23 protein-coding genes are annotated in these 24,153 nt (G+C 60.4%); 10 read left to right on the forward strand and 13 right to left on the reverse strand.

What is annotated here, in order from left to right; translation table 11 throughout:
- The first annotated feature begins 75 nt into the window (after positions 1 to 75).
- The 6 genes from ACP3TE_RS14675 (at position 76) to ACP3TE_RS14700 (ending at position 5,136) form a co-directional block, all read left to right on the forward strand.
- The gene (locus ACP3TE_RS14675) at positions 76 to 930 is read left to right on the forward strand and encodes a phosphotransferase (RefSeq protein ID WP_426734049.1); all 855 of its coding nucleotides are present in this window, start codon (positions 76 to 78) and stop codon (positions 928 to 930) included.
- Positions 931 to 1,098: 168 nt separating this feature from the next.
- Entirely contained in the window at positions 1,099 to 3,066 is a 1,968-nt protein-coding gene (dxs, locus tag ACP3TE_RS14680) for a 1-deoxy-D-xylulose-5-phosphate synthase (protein ID WP_105656856.1), read from the forward strand.
- Positions 3,067 to 3,131: 65 nt separating this feature from the next.
- Positions 3,132 to 3,683, forward strand: a complete 552-nt coding sequence (locus ACP3TE_RS14685) for a DUF402 domain-containing protein (RefSeq protein WP_426734051.1) — start codon at positions 3,132 to 3,134, stop codon at positions 3,681 to 3,683.
- Positions 3,684 to 3,711: 28 nt separating this feature from the next.
- A complete protein-coding gene (locus ACP3TE_RS14690; RefSeq protein ID WP_133834259.1) occupies positions 3,712 to 4,281 on the forward strand; it encodes a hypothetical protein in 570 nt (189 codons plus the stop codon).
- Between the two features lie 36 nt (positions 4,282 to 4,317).
- Complete coding sequence (locus ACP3TE_RS14695) at positions 4,318 to 4,779, forward strand: N-acetyltransferase family protein (protein WP_426734054.1); 462 nt, start codon at positions 4,318 to 4,320, stop codon at positions 4,777 to 4,779.
- Between the two features lie 21 nt (positions 4,780 to 4,800).
- Positions 4,801 to 5,136 (forward strand): hypothetical protein, encoded by a 336-nt coding sequence (locus ACP3TE_RS14700; protein WP_426734055.1) that lies wholly within the window; start codon positions 4,801 to 4,803, stop codon positions 5,134 to 5,136.
- A 145-nt stretch (positions 5,137 to 5,281) separates the two neighbouring features.
- Here the strand turns inward: ACP3TE_RS14700 and argG are convergent, their stop codons facing one another.
- On the reverse strand, positions 5,282 to 6,709 hold the full coding sequence (argG, locus tag ACP3TE_RS14705) for an argininosuccinate synthase (protein WP_426734056.1): 1,428 nt from the start codon (positions 6,707 to 6,709) through the stop codon (positions 5,282 to 5,284).
- A gap of 135 nt (positions 6,710 to 6,844) precedes the next feature.
- Between argG and ACP3TE_RS14710 the strand changes: the two genes are divergently transcribed.
- On the forward strand, positions 6,845 to 7,819 hold the full coding sequence (locus ACP3TE_RS14710; RefSeq protein WP_426736235.1) for an aldo/keto reductase: 975 nt from the start codon (positions 6,845 to 6,847) through the stop codon (positions 7,817 to 7,819).
- A gap of 74 nt (positions 7,820 to 7,893) precedes the next feature.
- Here the strand turns inward: ACP3TE_RS14710 and ACP3TE_RS14715 are convergent, their stop codons facing one another.
- Positions 7,894 to 8,367, reverse strand: a complete 474-nt coding sequence (locus ACP3TE_RS14715) for a Rieske (2Fe-2S) protein (protein ID WP_426734058.1) — start codon at positions 8,365 to 8,367, stop codon at positions 7,894 to 7,896.
- Positions 8,368 to 9,367: 1,000 nt separating this feature from the next.
- On the opposite strand from ACP3TE_RS14715, the gene ACP3TE_RS14720 reads away from it, so the two are divergent.
- Complete coding sequence (locus ACP3TE_RS14720) at positions 9,368 to 11,059, forward strand: sodium:solute symporter family protein (RefSeq protein WP_400288210.1); 1,692 nt, start codon at positions 9,368 to 9,370, stop codon at positions 11,057 to 11,059.
- The gene (locus ACP3TE_RS14725) at positions 11,059 to 11,190 is read left to right on the forward strand and encodes a putative transporter small subunit (RefSeq protein ID WP_426734060.1); all 132 of its coding nucleotides are present in this window, start codon (positions 11,059 to 11,061) and stop codon (positions 11,188 to 11,190) included. The genes ACP3TE_RS14720 and ACP3TE_RS14725 overlap by 1 nt, the downstream gene beginning before the upstream one ends.
- Positions 11,191 to 11,391: 201 nt before the next feature.
- Here the strand turns inward: ACP3TE_RS14725 and ACP3TE_RS14730 are convergent, their stop codons facing one another.
- The 8 genes from ACP3TE_RS14730 to msrB all read right to left on the reverse strand — a co-directional run bounded on the left by ACP3TE_RS14730 (position 11,392) and on the right by msrB (position 20,780).
- Positions 11,392 to 13,515 carry a 3-hydroxyacyl-CoA dehydrogenase NAD-binding domain-containing protein gene (locus ACP3TE_RS14730; protein ID WP_426734061.1) on the reverse strand — a complete coding sequence of 708 codons (2,124 nt, stop codon included), beginning with the start codon at positions 13,513 to 13,515 and terminating at the stop codon, positions 11,392 to 11,394.
- Between the two features lie 10 nt (positions 13,516 to 13,525).
- Entirely contained in the window at positions 13,526 to 14,776 is a 1,251-nt protein-coding gene (locus ACP3TE_RS14735; protein ID WP_426734063.1) for a thiolase family protein, read from the reverse strand.
- 157 nt (positions 14,777 to 14,933) lie between these two features.
- Positions 14,934 to 16,184: an HRDC domain-containing protein gene (locus ACP3TE_RS14740; RefSeq protein ID WP_332486048.1), complete on the reverse strand. Its 1,251-nt coding sequence runs from the start codon at positions 16,182 to 16,184 to the stop codon at positions 14,934 to 14,936.
- Between the two features lie 46 nt (positions 16,185 to 16,230).
- On the reverse strand, positions 16,231 to 16,869 hold the full coding sequence (locus ACP3TE_RS14745; protein ID WP_426734065.1) for a DUF3000 domain-containing protein: 639 nt from the start codon (positions 16,867 to 16,869) through the stop codon (positions 16,231 to 16,233).
- 61 nt (positions 16,870 to 16,930) lie between these two features.
- On the reverse strand, positions 16,931 to 17,992 hold the full coding sequence (locus ACP3TE_RS14750; protein WP_105656735.1) for a threonine aldolase family protein: 1,062 nt from the start codon (positions 17,990 to 17,992) through the stop codon (positions 16,931 to 16,933).
- Between the two features lie 82 nt (positions 17,993 to 18,074).
- Entirely contained in the window at positions 18,075 to 18,779 is a 705-nt protein-coding gene (locus tag ACP3TE_RS14755; protein ID WP_426734067.1) for an SDR family oxidoreductase, read from the reverse strand.
- 22 nt (positions 18,780 to 18,801) lie between these two features.
- Positions 18,802 to 20,187 (reverse strand): DUF6421 family protein, encoded by a 1,386-nt coding sequence (locus ACP3TE_RS14760; RefSeq protein ID WP_332486054.1) that lies wholly within the window; start codon positions 20,185 to 20,187, stop codon positions 18,802 to 18,804.
- Between the two features lie 149 nt (positions 20,188 to 20,336).
- The gene (gene msrB, locus ACP3TE_RS14765) at positions 20,337 to 20,780 is read right to left on the reverse strand and encodes a peptide-methionine (R)-S-oxide reductase MsrB (protein WP_332498793.1); all 444 of its coding nucleotides are present in this window, start codon (positions 20,778 to 20,780) and stop codon (positions 20,337 to 20,339) included.
- Positions 20,781 to 20,842: 62 nt separating this feature from the next.
- Here msrB and ACP3TE_RS14770 point away from each other — a divergent pair, with 62 nt between their 5' ends.
- The gene (locus ACP3TE_RS14770; RefSeq protein ID WP_426734070.1) at positions 20,843 to 22,066 is read left to right on the forward strand and encodes an alpha/beta hydrolase family protein; all 1,224 of its coding nucleotides are present in this window, start codon (positions 20,843 to 20,845) and stop codon (positions 22,064 to 22,066) included.
- An 85-nt stretch (positions 22,067 to 22,151) separates the two neighbouring features.
- Here the strand turns inward: ACP3TE_RS14770 and ybaK are convergent, their stop codons facing one another.
- The 3 genes from ybaK to ACP3TE_RS14785 are packed head-to-tail and all read right to left on the reverse strand — an operon-like array spanning position 22,152 to position 24,064.
- Positions 22,152 to 22,655, reverse strand: coding sequence for a Cys-tRNA(Pro) deacylase (gene ybaK / locus ACP3TE_RS14775; protein WP_332594950.1), 504 nt, complete (start codon positions 22,653 to 22,655; stop codon positions 22,152 to 22,154).
- Between the two features lie 57 nt (positions 22,656 to 22,712).
- Positions 22,713 to 23,153 carry a SufE family protein gene (locus tag ACP3TE_RS14780; protein WP_105656729.1) on the reverse strand — a complete coding sequence of 147 codons (441 nt, stop codon included), beginning with the start codon at positions 23,151 to 23,153 and terminating at the stop codon, positions 22,713 to 22,715.
- Positions 23,150 to 24,064 (reverse strand): sulfurtransferase, encoded by a 915-nt coding sequence (locus ACP3TE_RS14785; RefSeq protein ID WP_426734072.1) that lies wholly within the window; start codon positions 24,062 to 24,064, stop codon positions 23,150 to 23,152. The genes ACP3TE_RS14780 and ACP3TE_RS14785 overlap by 4 nt, the downstream gene beginning before the upstream one ends.
- Between the last annotated feature and the right edge of the window lie 89 nt (positions 24,065 to 24,153).

The raw sequence follows: 24,153 nt of genomic DNA on the forward strand, positions 1-24,153 counted from the left end.
CCGCAGGGAGCCTGGAGATCAATTGCTAGACTCGGGAATCACTTCCAGAAAACTGTTGGCGGAGAGGAACTTCCGATGACGTCACCTGCCCTTGAAGATCTGCTGAATGCGGGCCAAGTGCACCAAGTGCGTTCCTGGCTCGGAGAGGCAACAGTCGTTTCGGACATGTCTTGGGGGCTGACAGACATTAAAGTCCTCCATTTGGACGCAGCCGGAAAGCACTTCGTGCTCAAGACCGCGGGCGAAAGAAACCATCACATCATCCGGGAGCTGGAAGCACATCGCCGGTACACGCGTGTACTTGCCGAAGCCGGGCTGGCCGCGCGGCTGCGTTTTTCAAGCGACGTGCACCGCCTGGCAGTGCTGGACTACCAACCCGGAGAACTGTGCGTAGGGACAGAAAATGAATACGCGCCGGATTCGCATCGACAGGCGGGACACGCGCTCAGGTTGCTGCACGATCAAGAACAGCGTGTTGCTCATGGCTACGAAGCCCGGCTGACGGCAAAATTCCTTCAGCTGCTTGAACGCAAGCACCGCATCGGTGCTTCACGGTGCCGGCAGATCAGGGACCTGTTCACCAGCTACGAGCCTAAATCCGTGGCCGTCGTCCCAACGCACGGAGACTGGCAGCCTCGTAATTGGCTCGTAGACCAAGGAAAACTGAAAGTCATTGATTTTGGACGTTTTGAATTCCGTCCAGCTTCCAGCGACTTCGCGCGACTCTCACTACAGCAGTGGGTGGGGCATCCGGAGCTGGAACAAGCCTTCCTTCAGGGCTACGGCTATGATCCGCGCGAAGAATTATCATGGAAAATGATGCAACTACGTGAAGGCCTGGGCACGGCCGTCTGGTCTTATGAAGTTGGAGATGAATCCTTCGAAGCGCAAGGGCTGCAAATGCTGGCCGATACGCTGGACCGCAACTAGGCTCGCACGCGAACGGGCACATGCGTTCGGGGTAGTGAACGTCATTGCTAGGAAATTAGCACCAGCACGGACGTTGACGGATAATGAAAGAAGCCTTGAACGCGGTAAACTAGGTATTTCGCATGGGCTTTCCAGCCTATTGTCGGCGAATTTGTGAAGGGGATGAACGTGTCTTTATTGAAGACCATCAAGAAACCAAGTGACCTGCGGGCGCTTACCCTCGAGCAGCTCGACGACTTGGCGGAGGAAATCCGCGGCTTCCTCATCGACAATGTTGCTCGTACTGGCGGCCATTTGGGTCCCAATCTCGGTGTTATCGAGCTGACCTTGGGCATCCATCGTGTCTTCGATTCCCCAACTGACTCCATCGTCTTCGATACGGGACACCAGTCGTATGTGCACAAGCTGGTTACCGGACGCCAGAATTTCGAGACCTTGCGCCAGCAAGGAGGCCTGTCGGGCTACCCTGACCGCGGTGAATCAGAACACGATGTGGTTGAGTCCTCCCATGCTTCCTCCTCGCTGTCGTGGGTTGATGGAATTTCCCGCGCCAACAAGCTGATGAATAACAATGACCGCTACGCCGTAGCCCTGGTGGGCGATGGCGCCTTGACCGGCGGCATGGCCTGGGAAGCAGTCAACAACATCGCTGCCGACAAGGACCGCAAAGCAGTCATCGTGGTCAACGACAACGGCCGCTCCTACGCCCCGACCATCGGCGGCCTGGCCAACCAGCTTTCGGGACTGCGCCAGCAGCTGGACAAGTTCCGTACCCACCCGGCCTACGAGAACGCCATGGACAAGCTCAAGGTCAAGCTCAAGGGATCCGGGCCAGTAGGCGATTTCACTTACAAGTCCCTTCACGCCACCAAGAAGGGCATCAAGGACTGGTGGGCACCGCAAGGCCTGTTCGAGGACCTGGGCCTGAAGTACATCGGCCCGATCGATGGCCACAACCAGCGCGCAGTAGAAGAAGCGCTGCAGCAGGCCAAGCAGTACGCGGGCCCAGTGCTCGTGCATGCCCTGACTGAGAAGGGCCACGGCTACGCTCCGGCCCGCGCCGATGAAGCTGACCAGTTCCACGCCGTTGGCGTTATCGACCCAATCACCGGTCTGCCGGTTTCCAAGTCCAGCGCGCAGAGCTGGACCAGCGTCTTCGGCGAAGAGATCGCGGCGGTGGCCAACGAGCGCGAGGACATTGTGGCGATCACCGGTGCCATGCTGCAGCCAGTGGGCCTGAAGAAAATGTCCCAGGAACACCCTGAACGCGTCATTGACGTGGGCATCGCCGAACAGCACGCCATGACTACTGCCGCCGGCCTTGCCTTTGGCGGACTGCACCCGGTGGTCTGCGTCTACGCGACCTTCCTCAACCGTGCCTTTGACCAATTGCTGATGGACGTGGCCCTGCATAAGGCAGGTGTCACCATCGTGCTGGACCGCGCTGGAGTCACCGGCCCGGACGGCGCCAGCCACCACGGCATGTGGGATATGGCGCTGACCCAGATCGTGCCTAACCTGCATCTGGCTGCGCCGCGCGATGCCGACCGCCTGCGGGAGGAACTGCGTGAAGCCCTTGACATCAATGATGCGCCAAGTGTCGTGCGATTCTCCAAGGGCTCGGTGGGTGAACCCATCGAAGCTGTGGACCGCCTGCCAGATGGCGTGGATGTTCTGGCACGCTTGGGGGACCGTTCCGCACCGGATGTTCTCATCGTTTCCGTGGGCGCCATGAGCGAGCTTTCGCTGGATGTCGCAGAACGACTGAACAGCCAGGGCGTATCGGTGACCGTGGTGGATCCTCGTTGGGTTCTACCAATGCCAACCTCGGTGATTTCACTGGCAGCCCGTCACCGCATTGTGGTCTGCATCGAAGATGGCGTCCGAGCCGGCGGTGTGGGTTCGCGCTTGCGCACCGAAATGCGTGCAGCGGGTGTCGATACGGCTCTGAACGAAGTAGGTTTGCCTACCGAATTCTTGGCGCACGGAACTCGTGCTGAGGTCTTGGACCGCGTTGGACTGACTGCACAGCAGGTAGCCCGCGATACCCTGGCGCAGGTTCTGGGAACCAAGGTTCCATTCGCCCGGCCCCTCCCTGGACAAGACCTGCCTACCGGTCAGATTCCGAAGCTGTGAGCTCACCGTCCGGCTGCCCGGTAGACCTGCCCCGTAGCCCAGAAACTATCGCCGAGGGTTCCTTGGTGGTAGCGCGCGCCTGGAAGTATGATTCCAGCCCGCACTGGGTGGTGCCCGGATTTTATCTCGGACAGGACAAATACGGACATTGGCTTCACCAGCCGGCCGGCGCACTGGTAGCCCGTCCGGGCACCGCACACTTGGCAGCGAGTAATGCGCTCTGCCTGATTCCACACTCGGGCCAGTGGATTGCCACCCTCTATGCGGATGCACTGGAAGATTTTGATGTCTACATCGACCTGTCCAGCAACATCGGATGGCGACGGATGAAGCGTGGCGCTTGGGAAGTCAACTCCATTGACATGGATTTGGACGTGATTCGTTCACGTAGCCAAGGCGTGTTCCTTGATGATGAAGATGAATTCGCCGAACATGAAATATGCATGAACTATCCAGCTTCCCTAGTTCGTAGTATTGGAAGAGAAGCTGGACTGTTGCTCGGCACCGTGATCAACAACGATGCACCGTTCAATGCCGAACACCGCGCCACCTGGCAATCCAAGGCTGAGCGCCTAGCCGCACAGCTTGCCGAAGCCTCCAAAAATTTAGATAACTAAGCACACCGTAGACCCAAGGGGTAATCACATGGCGATCATTCGCACCTACCGGATGAACGAAAAGAACGAACTGGAATTCCGCGAGGCATGGTTCCAGCAGTTCGAGGACGATGAATTGGGTCAGTTCGTGATCAATCACGGCACCGTGGGACATATGTCCAAGACCAATGAAGTCCAGGACGTAAACACCGACCGCGCCGACGAATTGTTCGCTGGTTTCGCTGAAGCCTGTGCTGCCGAAGGCTATGCAGAGATCAAGGAAGAAGATCAGTCGTGGGTTATCGTGCAGTACGCGCTGAAATCCGCAAATGGCACCGAGCGCGACCAGTACCTGGACAAGAAGGCCAAGGAAGCGCTGACCGGCCACTTGGCATGGCGCGGACTTGGCACGGTGGAGTCCAGCGATTTCGGTAACCGAAAGCTGAACATCCGAGTCCTATCACCAGCTCCAAAGCTTGCAGTCGCTGCGATCAAGACGTGCATCCGCGAAGCCAAGCTGGACTTCACCAAGATGAGTATCGGTGTTGCGCCCTATGCGGAATTGAACAAGCTGAAGATGGCGCACCCGATGCCACCAAAGCCGATGTCCATCGACTGATCACGAATGATAAGCCCCATAGTTGCGACGCAGCCAATGCAGGCAGCGGACCACCCGGCCATCCGTCGGCTGTCGGAGAGTTTGGGGCGTCAGGCTGAACCTGGAAATTGGGGCGCTGGTGAATGCCAGGTAGTCGTCAAGAACCCGGCCGGCGAGCTGCTTGGCTGGGCTCGAGCCCATTGGTGGGAGCCTGCTGATCCGTTGGCGCCAGCTGGCTATTACCTTGCCGGGATCGAGGTTGCCTGCGGATACCGGCAACGGGGCGTGGCACGAAGCCTAACCGAGGCCAGGCTGTCATGGATTGCGCAGCGCGCTTCGACCGCATGGTGCGTGGTCAACGCGCAGAATACTGCGTCTTTGGCGCTTCATCGTGCCCTGGGATTCGAAGAAGTAGCCCGGGCTCCACGGTTCGGTACTGTGGTTTTTAACGGCGGCAGTGGCCTGCTGTTGTCCAAGGAAGTGGTGTCTTCGCGCGGCCCCGCGAAAGCACGGGTTTAAACGAGCAGGAAACAAGGAGAAATGATTCCACAAGAAGACCGGGACGAGACCCCCGGTGCCCAGCGTAAAGTCCCGCGGATGGGAGCAACCCGCACGCCGTTGCACCTGGTTTTCCAGGCTTGCGTCGGTGTCATCATCGGCATTGGAGTGGTGTCCCTGCTTTCTGGCCTCGCCCCAGCGCAGGTTGCCTTGACCGGAGTTGTCATTGCCATATTGGTGTGGATCGTTGAACAGGGCTTCCGCCTGCCAGAACCGAATACCAAGCAGGGAGCACGTGTCCGCATGGTACTTCGACTGATTTCCTTGATTAGTTTCACCATCGCGGTGAGCCCGCTGCTGTCCTTGATCGAGGGCTGACAGCCTGCAACCCAGGCTAGTCCCGGACGTTCACACGTCTGGGACTATTTTTTTGCGCTGACCGGTTTCCGGGCAGAATAAAAGATCGGCCAGGTTCTCCCCGTGAAGGGAGAACCTGGCCGATCCTCTAGCTGTGCCTTGGCGTCTAGTCGGTGCCTGCGTCGAATGCAGCAGACTCGATAGCGCGGTCGGTCGCCAGGTCATCGCTATCAACCTGGGTTGCGTTCACGATGTCATCAGCTCCGCCAGCTTCCAGCGAGCCGACGAGTTCAGCGGTGGTGCCGCCGACCAGGCCCATGTTGGCGTACTGCTCCAGGCGGCCGCGGGAGTCCGCGATATCCAGGTTGCGCATGGTCAGCTGGCCGATGCGGTCCACTGGGCCGAAAGCGGCGTCGCCTACGCGCTCCATCGAAAGCTTGTCCGGGTGGTAGCTCAGGTTCTCGCCCTCGGTGTTCACGATCGTGTAGTCGTCGCCACGGCGCAAGCGGATGGTGACGGTACCGGTGATGGCCGAGCCGACCCAGCGCTGCAGCGATTCGCGCAGCATCAGGGCCTGCGGGTCCAGCCAGCGGCCTTCGTACATCAGACGGCCCAAGCGGCGGCCTTCGTTGTGGTAGCTGGCCACGGTGTCTTCGTTGTGGATCGCGTTCACGAGGCGTTCGTAGGCGATGTACAGCAGCGCCATTGCTGGTGCTTCGTAGATGCCACGGGACTTGGCCTCGATGATGCGGTTCTCGATCTGGTCGCTCATGCCCAGACCATGGCGTCCGCCGATGATATTAGCTTCGTTGACCAGAGCCACCGGATCGGTGAACTCCTTGCCATTGATGGCTATCGGGCGGCCAGCGACGAAGGAAACCGAGACATCTTCGGTCTTGATCTCTACGTTCTCGTCCCAGTACTTCACGCCCATGATCGGCTCAACAGACTCGATGGAGCTGTTCAGCAGTTCCAGGGTCTTCGCCTCGTGGGTTGCGCCCCAGATGTTGGCATCGGTTGAGTAGGCCTTTTCGGCCGAATCGCGGTAAGGGAAACCGTGCTCCTGCAGCCATTCGGACATTTCCTGGCGGCCACCAAGCTCTGCAACGAAGTTGGGGTCGAGCCATGGCTTGTAGATGCGCAGCTTAGGGTTGGCCATCAAGCCGTAGCGGTAGAAGCGCTCGATGTCGTTGCCCTTGTAGGTCGAACCGTCGCCCCAGACATCCACGCCATCTTCGCGCATTGCGCGGACCAGCAGGGTGCCGGTGACGGCGCGGCCCAGCGGGGTGGTGTTGAAGTAGGTCTTGCCGCCGGTGCGGATGTGGAAAGCGCCGCAGGCGAGTGCTGCTAGGCCTTCTTCAACCAGAGCGGGCTTGCAATCAACCAGGCGGGAGTTCTCTGCACCGTACTCCAGTGCACGGCCAGGTACGGCGTCGATATCTGGCTCGTCGTACTGGCCGAGGTCGCCAGTGTAGGTGTAAGGGATGGCGCCCTTGTCGCGCATCCAGGCTACTGCCACCGAAGTGTCGAGGCCACCGGAGAACGCGATACCTACGCGCTCGCCTACAGGAAGATTGGTAAGAACTTTAGACATGTTTCCATCCTAATGGATAAATATGCAATGCAGTGAATTGTGCTGTGAAATGTTGAGCACAACTACCTACCAGATAGCCTATGGGTATAACCTCGCTCAGTGAAGCGGATGAACAAACCAACAGATGAGGTGTCCATGGAATTCCGTCAGCTAGGCCGCAGCGGCCTGAGTGTTTCCGTCGTCGGGCTAGGGTGCAACAATCTTGGCCGCGCAGGAACTGCGACCGAAACCCAAGAAGGAACCGACGCGGTTATCCATGCGGCGCTTGACGCGGGTATTACGCTCTTCGATGTCGCGGATGTCTATGGCAAGGAACCAGGGCTTTCCGAAATCCGTCTGGGCAAAGCGCTTGGGCAAGCACGCAATGACATCGTTCTGGCCACCAAATTCGGCATGGATATGCAGGGCGCAAATGGCCCGGACTTCAATGCGCGTGGTTCGCGCCGTTATATCGTCAAAGCAGTCGAAGCATCGCTCAAGCGGCTCGGTACGGACTACATCGACCTGTATCAGTTCCACACTCCAGATGCGAACACTCCCATCGAAGAAACCTTGCGGGCCATGGATGACCTGGTCACCAGCGGCAAAGTTCGCTACATCGGCCATTCCAACCGGACCGGCTGGCAAATAGCCCAGGCGGAGTACGTGGCCCGTGAATTGGGAACCGAGCGATTCGTCTCGGCACAGAATCATTACAACCTGATTGACCGCCGTGCAGAACTGGAAGTGCTTCCAGCGGCTCGTGAATTCGATCTGGGAGTCTTGCCCTACTTCCCGCTGGCAAACGGCCTGCTGACCGGCAAGTACTCCAAGGGGCATGCCCCTGAGGGCAGCCGGCTGACACACGCGCGTCAGCATCTCGTGGAAACCAGCGATTTTGAGCAGTTGGATCAATTCGACGCCTTTGCTGCCGAACGGGATCTGACACCGATCGAATTGGCATTTTCCTGGCTGGCAGCGCAGTCGCCGGTGGCCTCTGTGATTGCCGGTGCCACCCGTCCTGAGCAGATTCGAGCCAACGCTGCAGCGGTGCGTTGGGTTCCGAGCGCCGCAGAACGGGCCCAGATGGATGAGCTCTTCCCGGCCCCAGAGAAAGTTGCGCTGTTCTAGGAGTGCCTCTAGCAAGCACTGAAGGGTGAACCCCATCCGGGTTCAGCCTTCAGTGCTTAAAAAGTGCTGGGAAACTACTGTGCGGCGGTAACGTAGGCGACGATGTCGTCACCTTCAATTGCCGCAGCGTAGCGTGGCAGCGCTGCGATAGCTGGACCTGCGTCCACGGTACCGTCAGCGGGTGCGAATCGTGAGCCATGGCAGGCGCAGTAGAAATCTTCCTTGCTGGACTTCGGGCTCACAGCGCAGCCCTGGTGGGTACAGACGTTCGAGTAGGCCAAAACGGTCTTCTCATCCTTGCGGAAGAGCAAAACGCCTACTTCTTTTCCGGAAGGATCCTTGGCTGGAGCGAGTGCACGCGATCCGATGGCAAGGTCCGTGGCCTTCATGAGGGCCTGTCCTTCGCCTGATGGTTCAGGAATCGGCAATGCCTCGGGGGTGTCGGCTTCAGAATGTCCATCGCCGCAGGCAGTGAGCAGTGCGGCGGAACCAAGTGCTGCCGAGGCGCAAATGAACGTACGACGGGCTGGTCGGGCAATGTCAGTCATGCACCTATTCTGGCAGAGATCTCTGTGCCGGCGCTAAGAGCGAAGCGCCCGTGTCAGGAGGGTGCGGCAAGTGATGAGCTTGATCGGCGGGGGAGCGGTCTGCATGCGTTCGCCAGGCGGTATCGAATACCGTGTATATTTATGCAGTGTTTTCGAAGTCCTGAGAGTATCCACAGTGCCCTGAACTCGCTCGGCATGGCACTGAATCCGGCACTCGGGAAAGTTTAGTAATCCGGGTAGGGCATTTCGGGTGGTGTAATTGGATCATGCCTGTCCGCTGCGCAGTGGGGAACAGAACGGCCAGAACTAGATATTTTTTATCCCGGCTTTCCGCACTTATGTGCGCACCGTTACACGCATCCGCAAGGTCGTCCCGTAATTGATACAGACGATGGGCTGATTCAACATCGCGCCCCTGCCGGCTGGTCGGTGAGTGGGGTGCCCCGCTGCCTTGCGGCGGAAGATTCGAATATCTTTGCATTCATGCTAATATTTGTATGTAGTTAGTTGAAGCTACTAATTTCGGAGAGAGCTTTCGCTGTTTTCCTGTCCGGCGTTTTATCGCCGACTGAGTAACTCCGCGCAGTAATCGCGTGTTGAGTTCCGGGTAGCAGCCCTCCGATGGAAAACCGGCGGTATTCGCCAACGCGAGTACCGCGCCTGAACTGACCCGAAGCGCCATTGCGCGCCAATATGGATAGCCGCAAGTGCGATGCAGGCAAACCATGGGTCCGGATTCACTTTGTGAAGCCAAAAGCGCCAGGTTCTGGAACGAATCCACGAGCTGGTGCTCCCCGTGACTAGGGATGAACGATACGAATGAGAAACGAACGAAACTTGAGTGTAGGGAAGTGGTTCATGGGCCCAGGGGCTTGTGCGCGTCAGCTGAAATTTACCCCTTGCGATGAAATCTCGCAGGAAGACGTGCAGGATAAGTCGCCGGTTGAGCATTTAGCTCCTGGCGCGAATCTCATCACTGTCTATTAGAGGGAGGTGGCGCGTGAATAACGAAATAGTGCAGTTCAGCGCCCTAACTGTTGTCTTGCTATTGGTGCTCTTCTACGGAGGCACCTTCTTTATTTCCACCCGAATCGGAAAGAAAAAAGAGAACGCCGACGACTACATGACGGCGGGAAATAAAATTGGATTCGGCATTTCCGCTGCAAGCATGACCGCTACCTGGATCTGGGCTTCGTCGATGTACGCCTCAGCCACCTCCGGGTACACCTATGGAATCTCCGGTCCGATCCACTATGGGCTCTGGGGCGCGTTGATGATTCTGTTCATCTACCCATTCGGCAAGCGGATTCGCAAGGTCGCGCCACGCGCGCACACCCTCGCCGAGGTCATGCATGCACGCCACGGCCGCTCCAGCCAGCTGATGCTGGCCGGGTCGAATATTGTCGGTTCGGTCATCTCCTTGATGTCCAACTTCATCGCCGGTGGCGTATTGATCTCGATGCTCTCGCCGTTCAACTTCATCCAGGGCGTGCTGGCCGTTGCCGGTGGCGTTCTGCTCTACACCCTGTGGTCCGGGTTCCGTGCTTCGGTACTGACCGACTTTGTCCAGGTCGTAGGCATGCTGGGCGCTGTAGCAATCATTGTCCCGGCGATCTTCTTTGCCGCAGGGTTCCCGGCCGCATTCGAAACCGGTGCGAGCAACTTGACCCCGCAACAGTCCAATTTCTTCTCCTCTGAAGCATTCCTGGGCCAAGGGGCACCCTACATTGCAGCCGTTCTGGCCTACGCAATTGGCAACCAGACTATTGCCCAGCGGCTCTTCGCAGTACGCGAGGACTTGATCAAGCCAACCTTCATCACTGCAACCATCGGCTACGGAGCGATGGTCATCGGCGTGGGCATGCTCGGCGTGCTCGCCCTGTACCTTGGGTTCGAGCCGTCGGGTGGAGACATGAACAACCTCATCCCCGAGATGGCTGCCAGCTACCTGCCAGGTGTTCTGCTGGCATTGTTCTTCATCATGATCATTGGTGCGCTGTCGTCAACTGCTGACTCGGACTTGGCGGCCCTGTCCTCGATTGTGATGGCTGACGTGTACGGCCAGAACGTTGCCGGCAAGGACAAGGCCGATCCGAAGAAAATGCTGCTCATTGGCCGTGCGACCATGGTCGTTGCCACCGCATTGGCAGTCGCTTTCGCGAGCATGCAGCTGAACATCCTGGACCTGCTGGTCTTCGTCGGAGCTCTTTGGGGTGCTCTGGTCTTCCCGGTTCTGGCCAGCTTCTACTGGAAAAAGGTCACCAACAAGGCCTTCACCGTTTCGGTACTCGTTGCACTGGCGATCTTCATCCCTGTTCGCTTCGAACTGATCCCAGTCAATGGCGTCACCGGCTTGCTGATCGAGCTGCTGTCGGTGATTGGCATCGGCGTGGTCGTGGCGTTGATGAGCTTCGGGTTCTTCGGCCTGCGCGTTGCCAAGATTGTCGGTGTCGTCGCGATGCTGGCCAGCGCACCGTTCGTCTTCGGTTTCCTGCGCGACTACACGACCTTGAGCGCCTCGCTGGTTGCCTACTCGGTCAGTACCATCGTCTGCTACCTGCTGTCGTTCAGATCCAAGATGGAATTCGACTTCGATGTCATCGCGGTACGCACCGGCGACTTCGACGCAGTACCTGGAAAGCCTGACGCTGCAGATGCCGGACACGATGCCAAGAGCCTGGGAGGCAAATAATGACGACGTTTTTCTTGAGCCTGTACGTGCTGGCATGGCCAGTCATTGTGGCCGGAGTGCTGTTCTTCATCAGCAAGGGGTTCATCCAGGAATGGCTGGAAGCCCGCCGCAATGGTGAAGACATCATCTAGTAACCGGGCAGGCGAAGCGGCGCGCCATGGAGCGCAGGAACCCCGTACAGCAGCATTTACCAGCTGTACGGGGTTCCTGCATCCTGACGGGGCAGCAAGAAGCCGGGACCAGCTTTCCTCATGAGGGAAGCTGGTCCCGGCTTTTCGCATGGTTCCAGCACTCAGGGAGAAGCACCGGAACCAAGAGCGGCCCGGAAGGTACTAGCCGTTGAACTTCTTACCGTTGACACGTTCGGAGGCGCCAACCTGGTCCAAATACGGGGTGATGCCACCGAGGTGCATTGGCCAGCCGGCGCCGGTGATCATGCATAGATCAACGTCGGCGGCTTCGGCAACGACGCCCTCATCCAGCAGCAGCCCGATTTCCTCGGCCAGCGCATCTTGAACACGAACCAGGATCTGTTCCTTGCTCGAGTGCTGATCGCCGAAGGCCATCAGCTTTTCAGCCTCGGGGTTCAGCACCTGGTTGCCTGCCTCATCCTTGACCCAGAGGGCAGTGATCTTGGCATCGATCAGTTTCTGCAGATTCTCCGAGACGGCAAATCGTTCGCCGAAAGCGGCGTTCAGCGACTCGTTGACATGCTGCGCGACCGGCAGACCTACCATCGCCAACAAGGTCAACGGGCTCATTGGCAGGCCCATGGGGGTCAGTGCCGAGTCAGCTGTCTTCGCGTCGGTGCCCTCGTCGAAAGCCGCCTGGACTTCACTCATCAGGCGAAGCAGTACGCGGTTGACCACGAATGCGGCAGAATCCTTGGTTTTCACCGTGGTCTTCTTCAGCTTCTTGCCCAGCACGAATGCAGTGGACAGCGAGGAATCGTTGGTCCACTCCGTAGCAGCAATTTCCAGCAGCGGCATCACGGCTACCGGGTTGAAGAAGTGGAAGCCGACCAGGCGCTCTGGATGCGACAAGTCGCGGCCCATCTCCGTGACAGAGAGCGAGGAAGTGTTGGTGGCCAGGATGCACTCGGGGGAGACCACGGCTTCAACCTCTGCGAAAACCTGCTTCTTCACATTCAGTTCTTCGAACACGGCCTCGATGACGAAGTCGGCATCAGCGAACGCCTTTTTGGTGACCGAGCCGGTGACCAGAGCCTTGGTGCGGTTGACCGCATCCTGGCTCATGCGGCCCTTGCCGTGCAGCTTGTCGATCTCGCCATGGATGTAGGCAAGGCCCTTGTCCACGCGCGATTGATCCAGATCGGTGATAACCACCGGAACGTTCAGGCGGCGGGCGAACAGCAGGGCCAGCTGGCCAGCCATCAGCCCTGCGCCAACGACACCCACTTTGGTGACGGGGCGCGCGAGCTTTGGATCCGGTGCGCCGGCGGGGCGCTTGCCGCGCTTCTGGACCAGGTCCAGGAAGGCGTACACGGTGTTCTGGAACTGCGGGGTGCTCATCAGGCCAGTCAGCGCTTCGACTTCAAGGACTGCTGATTCCTGCTGCGAGATGGCCAGGCCCTTGCGGAAGACCTCAAGCACCTTGTACGGTGCCGGGGCCGCGCCGGACAGCTTCGCATCGACGAACTTTTCGGCAGCGTCGGCCGCATCCAGCCAGCGGCGAGCAACCTCGGGATCGGTTGGATCGACCGCATTGGGGCGCTTGACCTCTGTGGTTCCGGAGATGACACCGTCAGCGAAGGCAATGGAGTGCTCGATGAAGTCAGCTGGTTCGAACAGGGCGTCGGCCACCCCCATCTTGGCAGCTGCCGGGCCGGAGAGGGTGCGGTTGCTGTTCAGCGGGTTCTCGATCATGACCTTCAGCGCGTTCTCGGGGCCGACTAGGCGGGGCAGGCGGTATACGCCGGCCCAACCCGGAATCAGGCCGAGGAAACCTTCTGACAGGCCCAAAGCGCCCGCGGCGGTGCTGACCGTGCGGTAGTTGCAAGCCAGCGCGATTTCCAAGCCGCCGCCGAGCGCCAGGCCGTTGATGAAAGCGAAGGTCGGAACGCCCAAATCGGCAAGCAGCTCATAGGTGTAGTGGCCCAGCGAAGCCATGGCGGTTGCTTGATCCGGTGCGCTCAGGCGGGTGACGGCCGACAGGTCGGCACCGGCAATCAGGAAGTACGGCTTGCCGGTGATCGCCAGGGCATCGATCTCGCCATTCTTGGCGCGTTCTGCTTGGACTTCCAGCGCGGCGCGCAGCTCCAGCAGGCCATTGGGCCCGAGGGTGGTCGGCTTCTTGTGGTCCAGGCCGTTATCCAGGGTCAGCAGTGCCATTGTCTTGCCGCTTGGCAAGGCCACATCCTTCACGAAGGTGTGGGTGACAGTCTCATCGTGCATCAGCTGCGCGACAGCCTGGAAATCTTTGCTCATTGCAGTCATTGTCTCTTCCTTATGCCTTGCTGCCGAAGTCCGCGTGGTTTGGGTTCTCCCAGATCACTGTGCCGCCCATGCCCAAGCCGATGCACATGGTGGTGATGCCATAGCGCACCGAATGGTCCTCGGAGAACTGGCGGGCCAGCTGGGACATCAGGCGCACGCCGGAAGAGGCCAGCGGGTGCCCCACCGCGATGGCACCGCCGTACCGGTTCACGCGCTCATCGTCCTGGTCGATTCCGTAGTAGTCGAGGAAGGACAGCACTTGCACGGCGAAAGCCTCGTTGATTTCGAACAGGCCGATGTCGTTGATGCCAAGGCCGGCCTTGGCCAGGGCCTTTTCGGTGGCCGGAACCGGCCCGTAGCCCATGACGTCGGGGTCCACGCCGGCGAAGGCGAAGGAGACCATGCGCATCTTCGGATCCAGTCCCAGCGCGCGCACTGCCGCGCCGCTGGCCAGCAGGGCGGCGGTGGCTCCGTCGTTCAAGCCCGCTGCGTTGCCTGCGGTCACGCGTCCGTGGGCGCGGAAGGGGGTGCGCAGTTCGGCCAGCGATTCCATGGTGGTGCCTGGCCGTGGCGGTTCGTCAGCCGAGTTCACGGCCCAGCCTTCGCCCGGCCGCTTGGCTGCCACGGGGATCAGATCGGCCTGGATCTGCTGGTTCTCGTAGGCCTTGGCCAGCTTGGCCTGCGATGCGACAGCATAGCGGTCGGCGCGTTCCTTGGTGATCGCAGGGAAGCGGTCGTGCAGGTTCTCCGCGGTATTGCCCATGTTCAATGCTTGCGGGTCGACGATGCGCTCGGAGAGGAAGCGCGGGTTCGGGTCCGCTCCGGCGCCCATTGGGTGGTTGCCCATGTGCTCCACGCCGCCGGCGACCACTACGTCGTAGGCGCCGAAAGCGATGCCGCCGGCGGTCGCGGTGACGGCGGTCATCGCTCCGGCGCACATGCGGTCGATGGCGAAGCCCGGAACGGACTTGGGGATACCGGAGAGCAGGCCCACGGTGCGGCCCAAGGTCAAGCCCTGGTCGCCGGACTGCGTAGTTGCGGCAATGGAGATCTCGTCGATCTTCTCGGCAGGAACTTCCGGGTTGCGTTCCAGCAGGCCGCGTACGGCTTTGACGGCAAGGTCATCGGCGCGGGTACCGTGGTAGATCCCCTTCTCGCCCGCTTTGCCAAATGGGGTGCGTACCCCGTCGATGAAGACGACATCGCGGTCGTCGAGCGAAGGGCGCGCATTGTTGCGCACGGTCGAAGCGTTGGCACTCACCGTCGGGCTCCTTGGGGTTGGTTCATGCTGCCCTGAAGACCGGGCAGTGGCCAGCATCACTGTGACCTGAACCATACGTTACTCAGTAGTAACTTGAAGTGCAAGTGCAGCACCTCGCAAATCCGGGAACCCGCGGTGAATCCTTCCTGGAAACCGCCTAGGCCTGCTTCAACGCGATGGCCAGCTTGTCCGCAAGAAGTCCACGCTGCCACTGGCGGGCACCGAGATTTTCCAGCATGTCCGCTACGCTTGCCTCGCTGATGCGAGCCGGCGCATTCCAGCACAATTCACGCAGGTACTTCGGGGTCAAGAGATTCTCGCCCGGAATATTCCAGTGCTCGCTCACCTCATTGACGACCAGCTTGGCCGCGTCCAGCCGGTTCGCCGCGGCCGGGTTCTTTTCGGCCCATGAGCGGGGGTGCGGCAAGTCCGGCTTGGGGGCGCGCAGGTCCGGCAGGTCCCTGGTGCTATTGCCGCGCTTGATCGCGTCGACCCAGCGTGCGGCATCGCGTTTGGCATTGCGCGTGTGGAACCCGGGGATCTGCAAGAGCGCTGGAACGCTGGTGGCGCGCTGATCCACGGCGGCCATGATGGCGCGGTCGGGAATGAGCCGACCCGGGGCAACGTCGCGGCTCTGCGCCAGGGCTTCGCGGGAAAGCCACAGTTCGCGAGCTACCGCCAGGTTGCGTCGGCTCTTGAGCTTATGGATGCCGGACAATTTGCGCCACGGCACCTGTGCCGGGGAAGGGTCAGGCAGATTGCGTTCGTACTCGAATTCCTGGAAGGCGAAATCCAGCTTGCCCTGCTCTTCCAGCACCGCGGTGATGGCCTGGCGCAGCTCTTCGAGAACTTCCACATCCAGTGCGGCGTAGTTCAGCCACGATTCAGGCAACGGGCGGGTGGACCAGTCCACTGCCGAATGTTCTTTGGCCAACTGCAGCTCGAGCAATTCGCCCACCATGGTGCCCAGCGAGACGCGGGGGAATCCCGCAAGACGGCCAGCCATCTCGGTGTCGAACAGCGAGGTAGGGGACATGCCCAATTCGTGCAGGCACGGCAAATCCTGGGTGGCCGCATGCAGGATCCAGGGCTGCTCGTTGACGAACTCGCGCAACGGGGACAGATCGTCCAGGGTCTCCGGGTCGATCAGCCAAGTACCCGCACCTTCTCGGCGAATCTGCAGCAAGAAGGCGCGCTGGCCGTAGCGGAACCCGCTGGCTCGTTCGGTGTCCACGGCCAGATCGCCGGTGCCGGCTTCCAGCGCCCGCACTGCACGGCGCAAGGCAGGTGCGGTGTCGATGACTTCGGGGATACCGTCGCGCGGCGCACTTAGTGGCGTCAGAACGGGTGCGGCGGCCTCGTTGGCAGTGGTGGATGATGCGGGAGCGGAAGAGTCAGAATTCGGCATGGTGCTTCCATTCTAGGACTATTCGGCTCCATCGCATTGATAATCGCTAGCTCAGGCGGCGATGAGGCAGCTGCTGCACGCCTTCGGGCAGGGGAGGCAGGCCGGCGAATGTGCAAACCATATCGGCCCACGCGCTCAGGTGCGTTCCCAGACGGTCAGAGTCCGGGGACCAGGAAGCACGCAGTTCGATATCGATATGGTCTTGTTCCCCGGCGAGATTGCCGAAGGACTCGGAAATTACCCGCGTCGCAGTACCGCCAGCGGAATGGTATGCGGCGTCGCGATCGCGCAGCGCTTCTTCGAGCCATGACCACGCGACGGAAGCCAGCATGGAATCCTGGCCCATTTCATGATCCAGGCGGGCCCGAATGTAGGTGACGATGCGGAACTGGCCATTCCACAGTTCTTGGCCTGCGGGGTCGAAGAGGAGGATGAAGCGTCCGGTGGCCAGCTGCTCGGCTGGTTGGAGGAACGGGGTGCGGCCAATCTCCTGGCCCTGGGGGCCGTGTCCGGGAGCAACCACATCCATCACGTCGCCGCTGAGTGCCAGCGCGAACGGCGCCAGCCTGCCAGGGGCCGGAATTTCGGTGAATTTCAGTTCCTTGCGCACCTTGGCATGCGACAACTCTTCAAGGGCCGTGGCAAAGGCCTTCGGAATGGCGGAAGCAGGGCGATCATTGGTCACAATTTGAGTCTAAGCGCGCCGTACCCGAGCATGGGTACGGCGCGCCGACCGCGGGTTCATGCTAAGCGGCGGCGTAGGCGCCGAGCAGCTCGTGCAGCTTGGCAATGAACGCTGCAACATCTTCCTCGGTGGTGTCGAACGAGCACATCCAGCGCACTTGGCCGGCCGCGCGATCCCAGTCGTAGAAGCGGAAGTGCTCGCGCAGCTGGTCGCTGACCTCGGTAGGCAGCTGGGCGAAGACGCCGTTGGCCTGAGTCGGGTAGACCAGCTGGACTCCGTCAATTTCCTCAACTGCCTGCGAGAGCTTGGCGGCCATGGCGTTGGAGTGGCTTGCCAATTCGCGCCACAGATCGGTGCCGTAGAGCTCGATCAGCTGTGCGGAGATGAAGCGCATTTTCGAACCCAGCTGCATGTTCATCTTGCGCAGGTACTTCAGGTCCTGGGCCAGTTCGCTGCGCAGAGTCAGAATGCCCTCGCCGAGCAGGATGCCGTTCTTGGTGCCGCCGAGGGAAACAATGTCCACGCCGACGTCAGTGGTCAGCGCGCGCAACGGCACGCCCAGGGAGGCCGCGGCGTTGGACAGGCGCGAGCCATCCAGATGCACTTTCATGCCCAGCTTGTGCGCGTGGTCGGTGATGGCCTTAATTTCCCCAGGGGTGTACAGGGTGCCCAGCTCGGTGGCCTGGGTGATCGACACAGCCAGCGGCTGCGCGCGGTGCTCGTCGCCCCAGCCCCATGCCTCCTGGTCGATCAGCTCTGGAGTCAGTTTGCCGTCGGGAGTGTCAACCTGCAGCAGCTTGAAGCCGCCGATACGCTCCGGGGCACCGTTCTCATCCACGTTGATATGTGCAGAAGATGCGCAGATGACAGCGCCCCAGCGTGGAAGCAAGGACTGCAAGGCGATGACGTTGGCGCCGGTGCCGTTGAAAACCGGGAAGATCTGGGCTTCCGGGCCAAAGGCATTGCGGGCGACGTTGCCTAGTTCCTCGGTGTACTGGTCCTCACCGTAGGAGATCTGGTGGCCGCCGTTGGCGCGGGCAATCGCATCCATGATGCGCGGGTGCACGCCAGAATAGTTATCCGAAGCGAATCCGCGAATCGAAGCGTCGTGGGTAAAAGTCATGCTGTGGAGGTCCTTAGTAGTTCAAGGGGTGAAGTCGAAAGCTATGCCAGTGCAGCGCCCAGAGGTGTGCACCGGCCAGTAATCAGGCCTTGGGCAATGCAACCCGGGTGCCGTTGAGCTCGCGGGCATCCTGGCCAAGCAAAGCCACTGCGGCCTGGGCAAGGAACTGCACCGGGGTCTGCCCGGAAGGCGTTTCTTCGGGAGACTTGTCGCTCAATGCCTTGACGACCCAACTCACCGCTGCGGCATTTTCTGCCTGCTTGGCGAACAGGCGGGCGATGGCATTGACCCAGTGTTCTGCTGCGGCCTTGACCGCACCGTAGTTGGCATTGGACGGGGTCGGATTCAGCACTGCCTCCGCACTGACTATCGCCAAGCGGCCTGCGGGGGAGGCGACCAGATCGTCGACGAAGGCGCGGGAGGTGTTGCGCAGGGTGGTCAGCACGCTGCTGTGCAAGAAATCCCAGTCCTCGTCGGTTTGGCCTGTGATCGACTTACCGCCACGCCAGCCACCTACCAGGTGGATCAGCGCATCGATGCTGCCGTGCTCTTCATGAATCCGCAGCGCCAATTGCTTGACCGCTGCGAAGTCGCTCAGATCGCATTCATAGCGGGCATGAACGAACGGGAGGCGTTCGTCGAGGCGCTCTTGGTTGCTTCCCACTGCAAGCACACGCGCTCCGGCATCAACCAGCGCGGTGGCGCTGGCAATGCCGGAGGCGGAAGTAGCACCGGCAAGGAGCACTAGTCTGGATGTCTCGTTCAAGGAGATTCTTTCTTTGCTCACATTTTCTAGCCTAGAGGAAAGGTTAGATTTTCGTTGCCCCGGTCATGCCCTTGGTCGATTCGATGACGGTGGCCATTTTCTTATTCAGAGCTTCGTAGAACATCGACAGCGGGAATTCATCGTCCATGACCTGGTCGGTGATTTCACGTAGCGGCGCGGTCAGCGGCAGGGCATCCGGACCCTTGGCCCAGACCGACGCGGGGTTCGGGGTGACGGTGGCCGAAACCAGTTCGTAGGCGGCAAGCCAGTGAGCCAGCTTCGGACGGTCGATGGACTTCCAATACAGCTCGTCGATCGCATCCCCCAAGGCTGCAACCACCTCGGGTACCTGATCCCAATCGATGCTCAGCTTGGTGTCGGTCCAGTGCAGTACATGGTGCTGGTGCATCCATGCGAACAGCAACTGGCCACCGAGACCGTCGTAGTTGCGTACGCGCGAGCCGGTGATGGCGAAGCGGAAGATGCGGTCGAAGATCACCGCGTATTGCACCAGCTTGGCCATCTTGGCGCTCTTCTGATCCGAAGCCGGGTTGGCGGCGATCTTCATGCATTCGCGGAACGCGGTCAAATCGCAACGCAGTTCTTCGAGCGAGTAAAGGAAGAACGGCATGCGCTGCTTGATCATGAACGGGTCGAATGGCAGATCGCCACGCATGTGGGTGCGGTCGTGAATCAGGTCCCACATGATGAAGGTTTCTTCGGTCAGGTGCTGGTCCTTGAGCAGCTCTGCGGCGTCATCGGGCAGTTCGAGGTTGGTGATGCGTGTAGCTTCCTGCAGTACCTTGCGGAAGCGTACAGCCTCACGATCCTGGAATATCGCGCCCCAAGTGAATGACGGCGTCTGCCGAATGGCGACCGACTCCGGGAAGAGCACCGCGGAATTGGTGTTGTAGCCTTCGGTGAAGTCGATGAAGCGCAGCGGCACGAACAGGGCGTTGGCGTAGTCCTTGCTCTCCAGGTCGGCAATGAACTCAGGCCACATGACCTGCACCAGCACGGCTTCGAGGTGGCGGTTGGTTGAACCGTTCTGGGTGTACATCGGGAAAAGCACCAGATGCAGCAGGCCGTCAATGCGCTGGGCCTGCGGCTGGAACTGCATCAGCGAATCGAGGAAGTCGGGAACGCCGAAGCCTGCATCTGCCCACTGGCGCAGGTCCGTGACCAGCTGTTCGAGGTACTCTGCGTCGTGCTCGAAGTGCACGCGCAAGGACTGCACCGACTCGATGATGGAATCAACGAGCTTGGCAGCCTGTGGTGCAGATGCGCTGTCGGCCAAGGAACCGTCCTGTGCCTGGAGGCCCTGGAACTCGGTGGCGGCAGACTTCAGCGTCAGCCAAGCTTCCGAGTTTGCGATCTGCAGTACTTCTGCGTCGGTGGCCGGTACTGGCTTGGAGGAAATCTGAGTCATTTCATACACCTTCTTTTCATGTTTGGGGCAGCGCTCAAGTGCTTACCTTGAACGCTACGCTCAAACAACAGAAAAGGTGATGCTGAGTCATCAGTGAATAAGCAACTCTTGCTCTAAATGTGATCCATGCCTTGCCACCGACAAAGGCATTAGCCCTGAGCCGGACGCAGGGTCAAGCTCAAAGAGTTCATGCAGTAACGCAGATCGGTTGGGGTTTGGAAACCTTCGCCCTCGAAAACGTGGCCCATATGCGAATCGCAATTGGCGCAACGCACCTCAACACGCTTCATGCCCATGGACTCATCGCTGATATAGCGCACCCGATCTTCGGCCAACGGCGCGAAGAAGGAAGGCCAGCCGCAACCGGCATCGAACTTCGTGGTGCTGGCGAACAGTTCCGAACCACAGGCTCGGCAGGAATACACGCCCTCGGTAGTGGTATCCCAGTATTCGCCGGTAAATGGACGCTCGGTCCCTGCTTGGCGCAATACGCGGAATTCCTCGGAAGAGAGGATCTGCTGCCACTGCACATCGCTGCGCGCGGCTGCTTCGTCTGCTGGCTGTGCTGATTGGTTTACCGATTCATCATTCATGCAATATAAAACGCTTGAGCAGGCTAGATGATTCCCGGGCCAGGTCATGGAAAGATGAAAACATGGCTCGGAACATCGTAGATACCATGCAACCCCGCAGCGCAGTGCCTGCAACCCTGATTGGGGTTGGACTGGGACTGGGCGCCGGTTCCCTGGTGGCCGCCAGCGTATCAGCGCTCGCCGGTTACTTCGCCCGACGTGTAGTGACCCCGGAAGAACGCCGCACCGGCAACAGCATCATCCGGGAGGTCGTCACCGATGCCGAGGGCAAACTCTGGTTGCATTTCAACAAGGACGCCGATACCAGCGAACCTGGTCCGTGCAGCTTCCTGACCGAATTCGACTCCTGCGCGCTGCGGCTTTCCGCACCGGAAGCCGTTCCGGGCAAATCCCGCCTGGTTGCGCGCAAAATCGAGAAGATCTATCACGGCACCCTCCATGGAGTACGCCGCGGCAACTTATCCGGGGCAATCTACGAGCACCCCGCGGACCTGGGCTTTGACGCAGAAGACGTAGTCGTGCCCCTGGATGGCGGCGACGGCCCAGCCTGGCTGGTGCGTGGCTCCACGAACGAAGATGTCTGGGTGATTGGCGTGCACGGCCGAGGCGCCCGACGCAACGAGACCATTCGGGCGCTGCCTGCCTTGAGCGAACTCGGGGTGACGACCTTGCTGATGAGCTACCGCAATGACGGGTTGGCTCCGAGCGCCCCGGATGGCCGCTACGGTCTGGGCGATACCGAATGGCATGACGTGGAATCGGGTATCCAATTCGCACTGGACCGCGGAGCAAAGCAGATCATCTTGCTGGGCTGGTCCATGGGAGGTGCCATCAGCCTGCAGGCCGCCGATCGGAGCAAGCTGGCCCACCATATTGACTCGCTCATGCTGGTCGGCCCGGTAATCAATTGGGTAGATGTGCTTTCGCACCAGGCCCGGGCCAATAAGATCCCGCAATCGGTGGGACTGTTCGGCCAGTGGCTGCTGTCCAATAAGGCAGGGCGCTGGGTCACCGGCCAAGCGGCTCCGGTCAATCTGCGCCGGTTGAATTGGGTGGATCGCGCGGACGAATTGAAATTCCCGACGCTGATAATGCACAGCCGTGATGACGAGTTCGTCCCTAATGTCCCGAGCTTGAAACTGGCGGCGCTCCGCCCGGATTTGGTCACGCTCAAGACCTTTGCCAAGGCAGGGCACACGCGTGAGCCGAATGTGGATCCACAGGGTTTTGCCCGGGCGATCACCGACTTCTTGAGCAAGCGCATGTCGCTGCTTCAAGTCCAGTAGCCCAAGGCGGCAAAGGGCCCTGCCCGCGAGAACGATCAACAGATTTCGATCCCGCAGGCAGGGCCCTTTTTTGGCCAAGCGCTGTCTAGCCGGAGGCGATCGGCGCCCAAATGGCTCCGGTCGCCTTCGCGGCATCTCGCGGAGCGATCTCCAGGCTGAAACCGCGGCGCCCGCCAGAAATGAATACCGTCTCGAACTGCTGCGCACTGGAGTCAATGACGGTAGCGGTTTTCTGGCGCTGCCCGAACGGGGAAATCCCGCCCAGGACATAGCCGCTGCGTCGCTGGGCGGCAGCCCTGTCAGCCATCTGCGCCTTCTTCTTGCCCAACGCGGTGCCAATCGCCTTCAGATCCAGCTTCGCATTCACTGGCACCACTGCGACGGCCAGATCCTGGGCGGCGTTGGCCCCGGTGGAGACCATCAGGGTCTTGAAGACCCGGTCGCCACTGGCACCCAATTGCTCGGCTGCTTCGGCGCCGTAGCTTTCGGCCAAGTCGCTATGCGCATAGCTGTGCGCTACATAGTTGATACCTGCCGCATCCAGCGCGGCGGTCGCCGGGGTGGAGGCGGCCTGCTTCTTCTTGCCCACGTGCTTGGGGATCCTTAACTACTGCTTATTGGCTTCTAGCTGCGTTCGATGCAAAACCTACGCAGGCAGCTGCTCTGAGATCTGGCGCTTAATGCGGCCGAGCATGGCGGTCATGCCGCGCATGCGCAACGGCGACAGCGCACGGGTCAGACCCAGCTGCTGGGGCATGTCATCGGGAACGGCGAGAATCGCTGCGGCCTCCGCGCCGTCCAGGCCGGCAGCCAGCACCGAGGCGAAGCCGCGGGTGGTTGGAGCCTCCGGGGGAGCGGAGAAGAACAGTCCCACCGGGTTATTCGCTTCGGCCGAGACCTCGACGGCCAAGAACAGCGGCGACTGGCATTCGACAACCTGCTCGAATAGTTCAGGATGATCAGCCAGGCGTGCTGGAAGCTCGGGCAGCTCGCGCGAGTACTCCAGCAGCAGTTCCAAGCGGTCGGCCTCGGGCACCTCGGTGAACTCCTCGACGATTTCGTTCAGTGCATCGGGGAGCTGGCTCATGCGCGGGCTCCGCGCTGTGCAGGCATCTCGCCGGCGGCTTCGCCGCGAACGATGGGCACGCCAACCGCGTTGCCCCACTCGGTCCATGAACCGTCGTAGTTGCGCACGGTTTCGAAGCCCAGCAGGTGCTTGAGCACGAACCAGGTGTGGCTCGAACGTTCACCGATGCGGCAGTAGGCCACCACATCGTCGCCCGGCTTCAGGCCGGCGCCGTCGAGGTAGATGGCTTCCAATTCTCCGCGCGAGCGGAAGGTGCCGTCCTCGGCCGCAGCCTTGGCCCATGGCACCGATGCGGCGGTTGGGATGTGCCCGCCGCGCAGGGCGCCTTCTTCCGGGTAATTCGGCATGTGGGTACGTTCGCCGGTGTATTCCTCGGCCGAACGCACGTCGATCAGCGGGTTGCCCAGGTGCTTCAGGACCTCCGGAAGGAAAGCGCGGATCTCGGAGTCGACGCGCTCGACCACCGGGTATTCGGTGGCGGTCACGGCCGGCTTCTCGGTGCTCAGCTCGCGGCCTTCAGCGATCCACTTGTCGCGGCCGCCGTCCATCAGGCGGACATTTTCGTGGCCGAAAAGTGTGAAGACCCACAGCGCATAGGCGGCCCACCAGTTGGACTTGTCGCCGTAGATGACCACGGTGGACTCGCGGGTGATGCCCTTGGCGGCCATCAGCTGTGCGAAGCCTTCGCCGTCGACGTAGTCGCGCGTGACTTCGTCGTTCAGCTCCGTGTGCCAGTCAATCTTCAGCGCGCCTGGCACGTGGCCAGTGGAATACAGCAAGATGTCCTCATCCGATTCCAGTACTACGAGATTCTCGGCTCCGAGGTTGTCTGCCACCCACTGGGTGGAAACCAGTCGTTCTGGGTGAGCGTAGGCTGCATATTTCTCGTTGGACTCGACGGGCAACGACATTCCTAATCACGATCCTTGCGGGTGTCAGTTTTTGCCACGCTGGAAACAGCGGGCACGGGCATTACTTCTAGCCTAGTCCTCATCCATTG

Source organism: Glutamicibacter sp. 2E12 (assembly GCF_050030965.1).
Classification (GTDB): domain Bacteria; phylum Actinomycetota; class Actinomycetes; order Actinomycetales; family Micrococcaceae; genus Glutamicibacter.

Bases quoted from the DNA above. Each gene is read 5' to 3' on its own strand.
- ACP3TE_RS14760 (WP_332486054.1), bottom strand. From the start codon at position 20,187: ATGACTCAGATTTCCTCCAAGCCAGTACCGGCCACCGACGCAGAAGTA.
- ACP3TE_RS14780 (WP_105656729.1), bottom strand. From the start codon at position 23,153: ATGAGCCAGCTCCCCGATGCACTGAACGAAATCGTCGAGGAGTTCACC.
- ACP3TE_RS14785 (WP_426734072.1), bottom strand. From the start codon at position 24,064: ATGTCGTTGCCCGTCGAGTCCAACGAGAAATATGCAGCCTACGCTCAC.
- ACP3TE_RS14730 (WP_426734061.1), bottom strand. From the start codon at position 13,515: ATGACTGCAATGAGCAAAGATTTCCAGGCTGTCGCGCAGCTGATGCAC.
- ACP3TE_RS14770 (WP_426734070.1), top strand. From the start codon at position 20,843: ATGGCTCGGAACATCGTAGATACCATGCAACCCCGCAGCGCAGTGCCT.
- ACP3TE_RS14700 (WP_426734055.1), top strand. From the start codon at position 4,801: ATGATTCCACAAGAAGACCGGGACGAGACCCCCGGTGCCCAGCGTAAA.
- ACP3TE_RS14715 (WP_426734058.1), bottom strand. From the start codon at position 8,367: ATGACTGACATTGCCCGACCAGCCCGTCGTACGTTCATTTGCGCCTCG.
- msrB (WP_332498793.1), bottom strand. From the start codon at position 20,780: ATGAATGATGAATCGGTAAACCAATCAGCACAGCCAGCAGACGAAGCA.
- ACP3TE_RS14690 (WP_133834259.1), top strand. From the start codon at position 3,712: ATGGCGATCATTCGCACCTACCGGATGAACGAAAAGAACGAACTGGAA.
- ACP3TE_RS14675 (WP_426734049.1), top strand. From the start codon at position 76: ATGACGTCACCTGCCCTTGAAGATCTGCTGAATGCGGGCCAAGTGCAC.
- ACP3TE_RS14725 (WP_426734060.1), top strand. From the start codon at position 11,059: ATGACGACGTTTTTCTTGAGCCTGTACGTGCTGGCATGGCCAGTCATT.
- ACP3TE_RS14750 (WP_105656735.1), bottom strand. From the start codon at position 17,992: ATGACTTTTACCCACGACGCTTCGATTCGCGGATTCGCTTCGGATAAC.
- ACP3TE_RS14695 (WP_426734054.1), top strand. From the start codon at position 4,318: ATGCAGGCAGCGGACCACCCGGCCATCCGTCGGCTGTCGGAGAGTTTG.
- ACP3TE_RS14740 (WP_332486048.1), bottom strand. From the start codon at position 16,184: ATGCCGAATTCTGACTCTTCCGCTCCCGCATCATCCACCACTGCCAAC.
- argG (WP_426734056.1), bottom strand. From the start codon at position 6,709: ATGTCTAAAGTTCTTACCAATCTTCCTGTAGGCGAGCGCGTAGGTATC.
- ACP3TE_RS14710 (WP_426736235.1), top strand. From the start codon at position 6,845: ATGGAATTCCGTCAGCTAGGCCGCAGCGGCCTGAGTGTTTCCGTCGTC.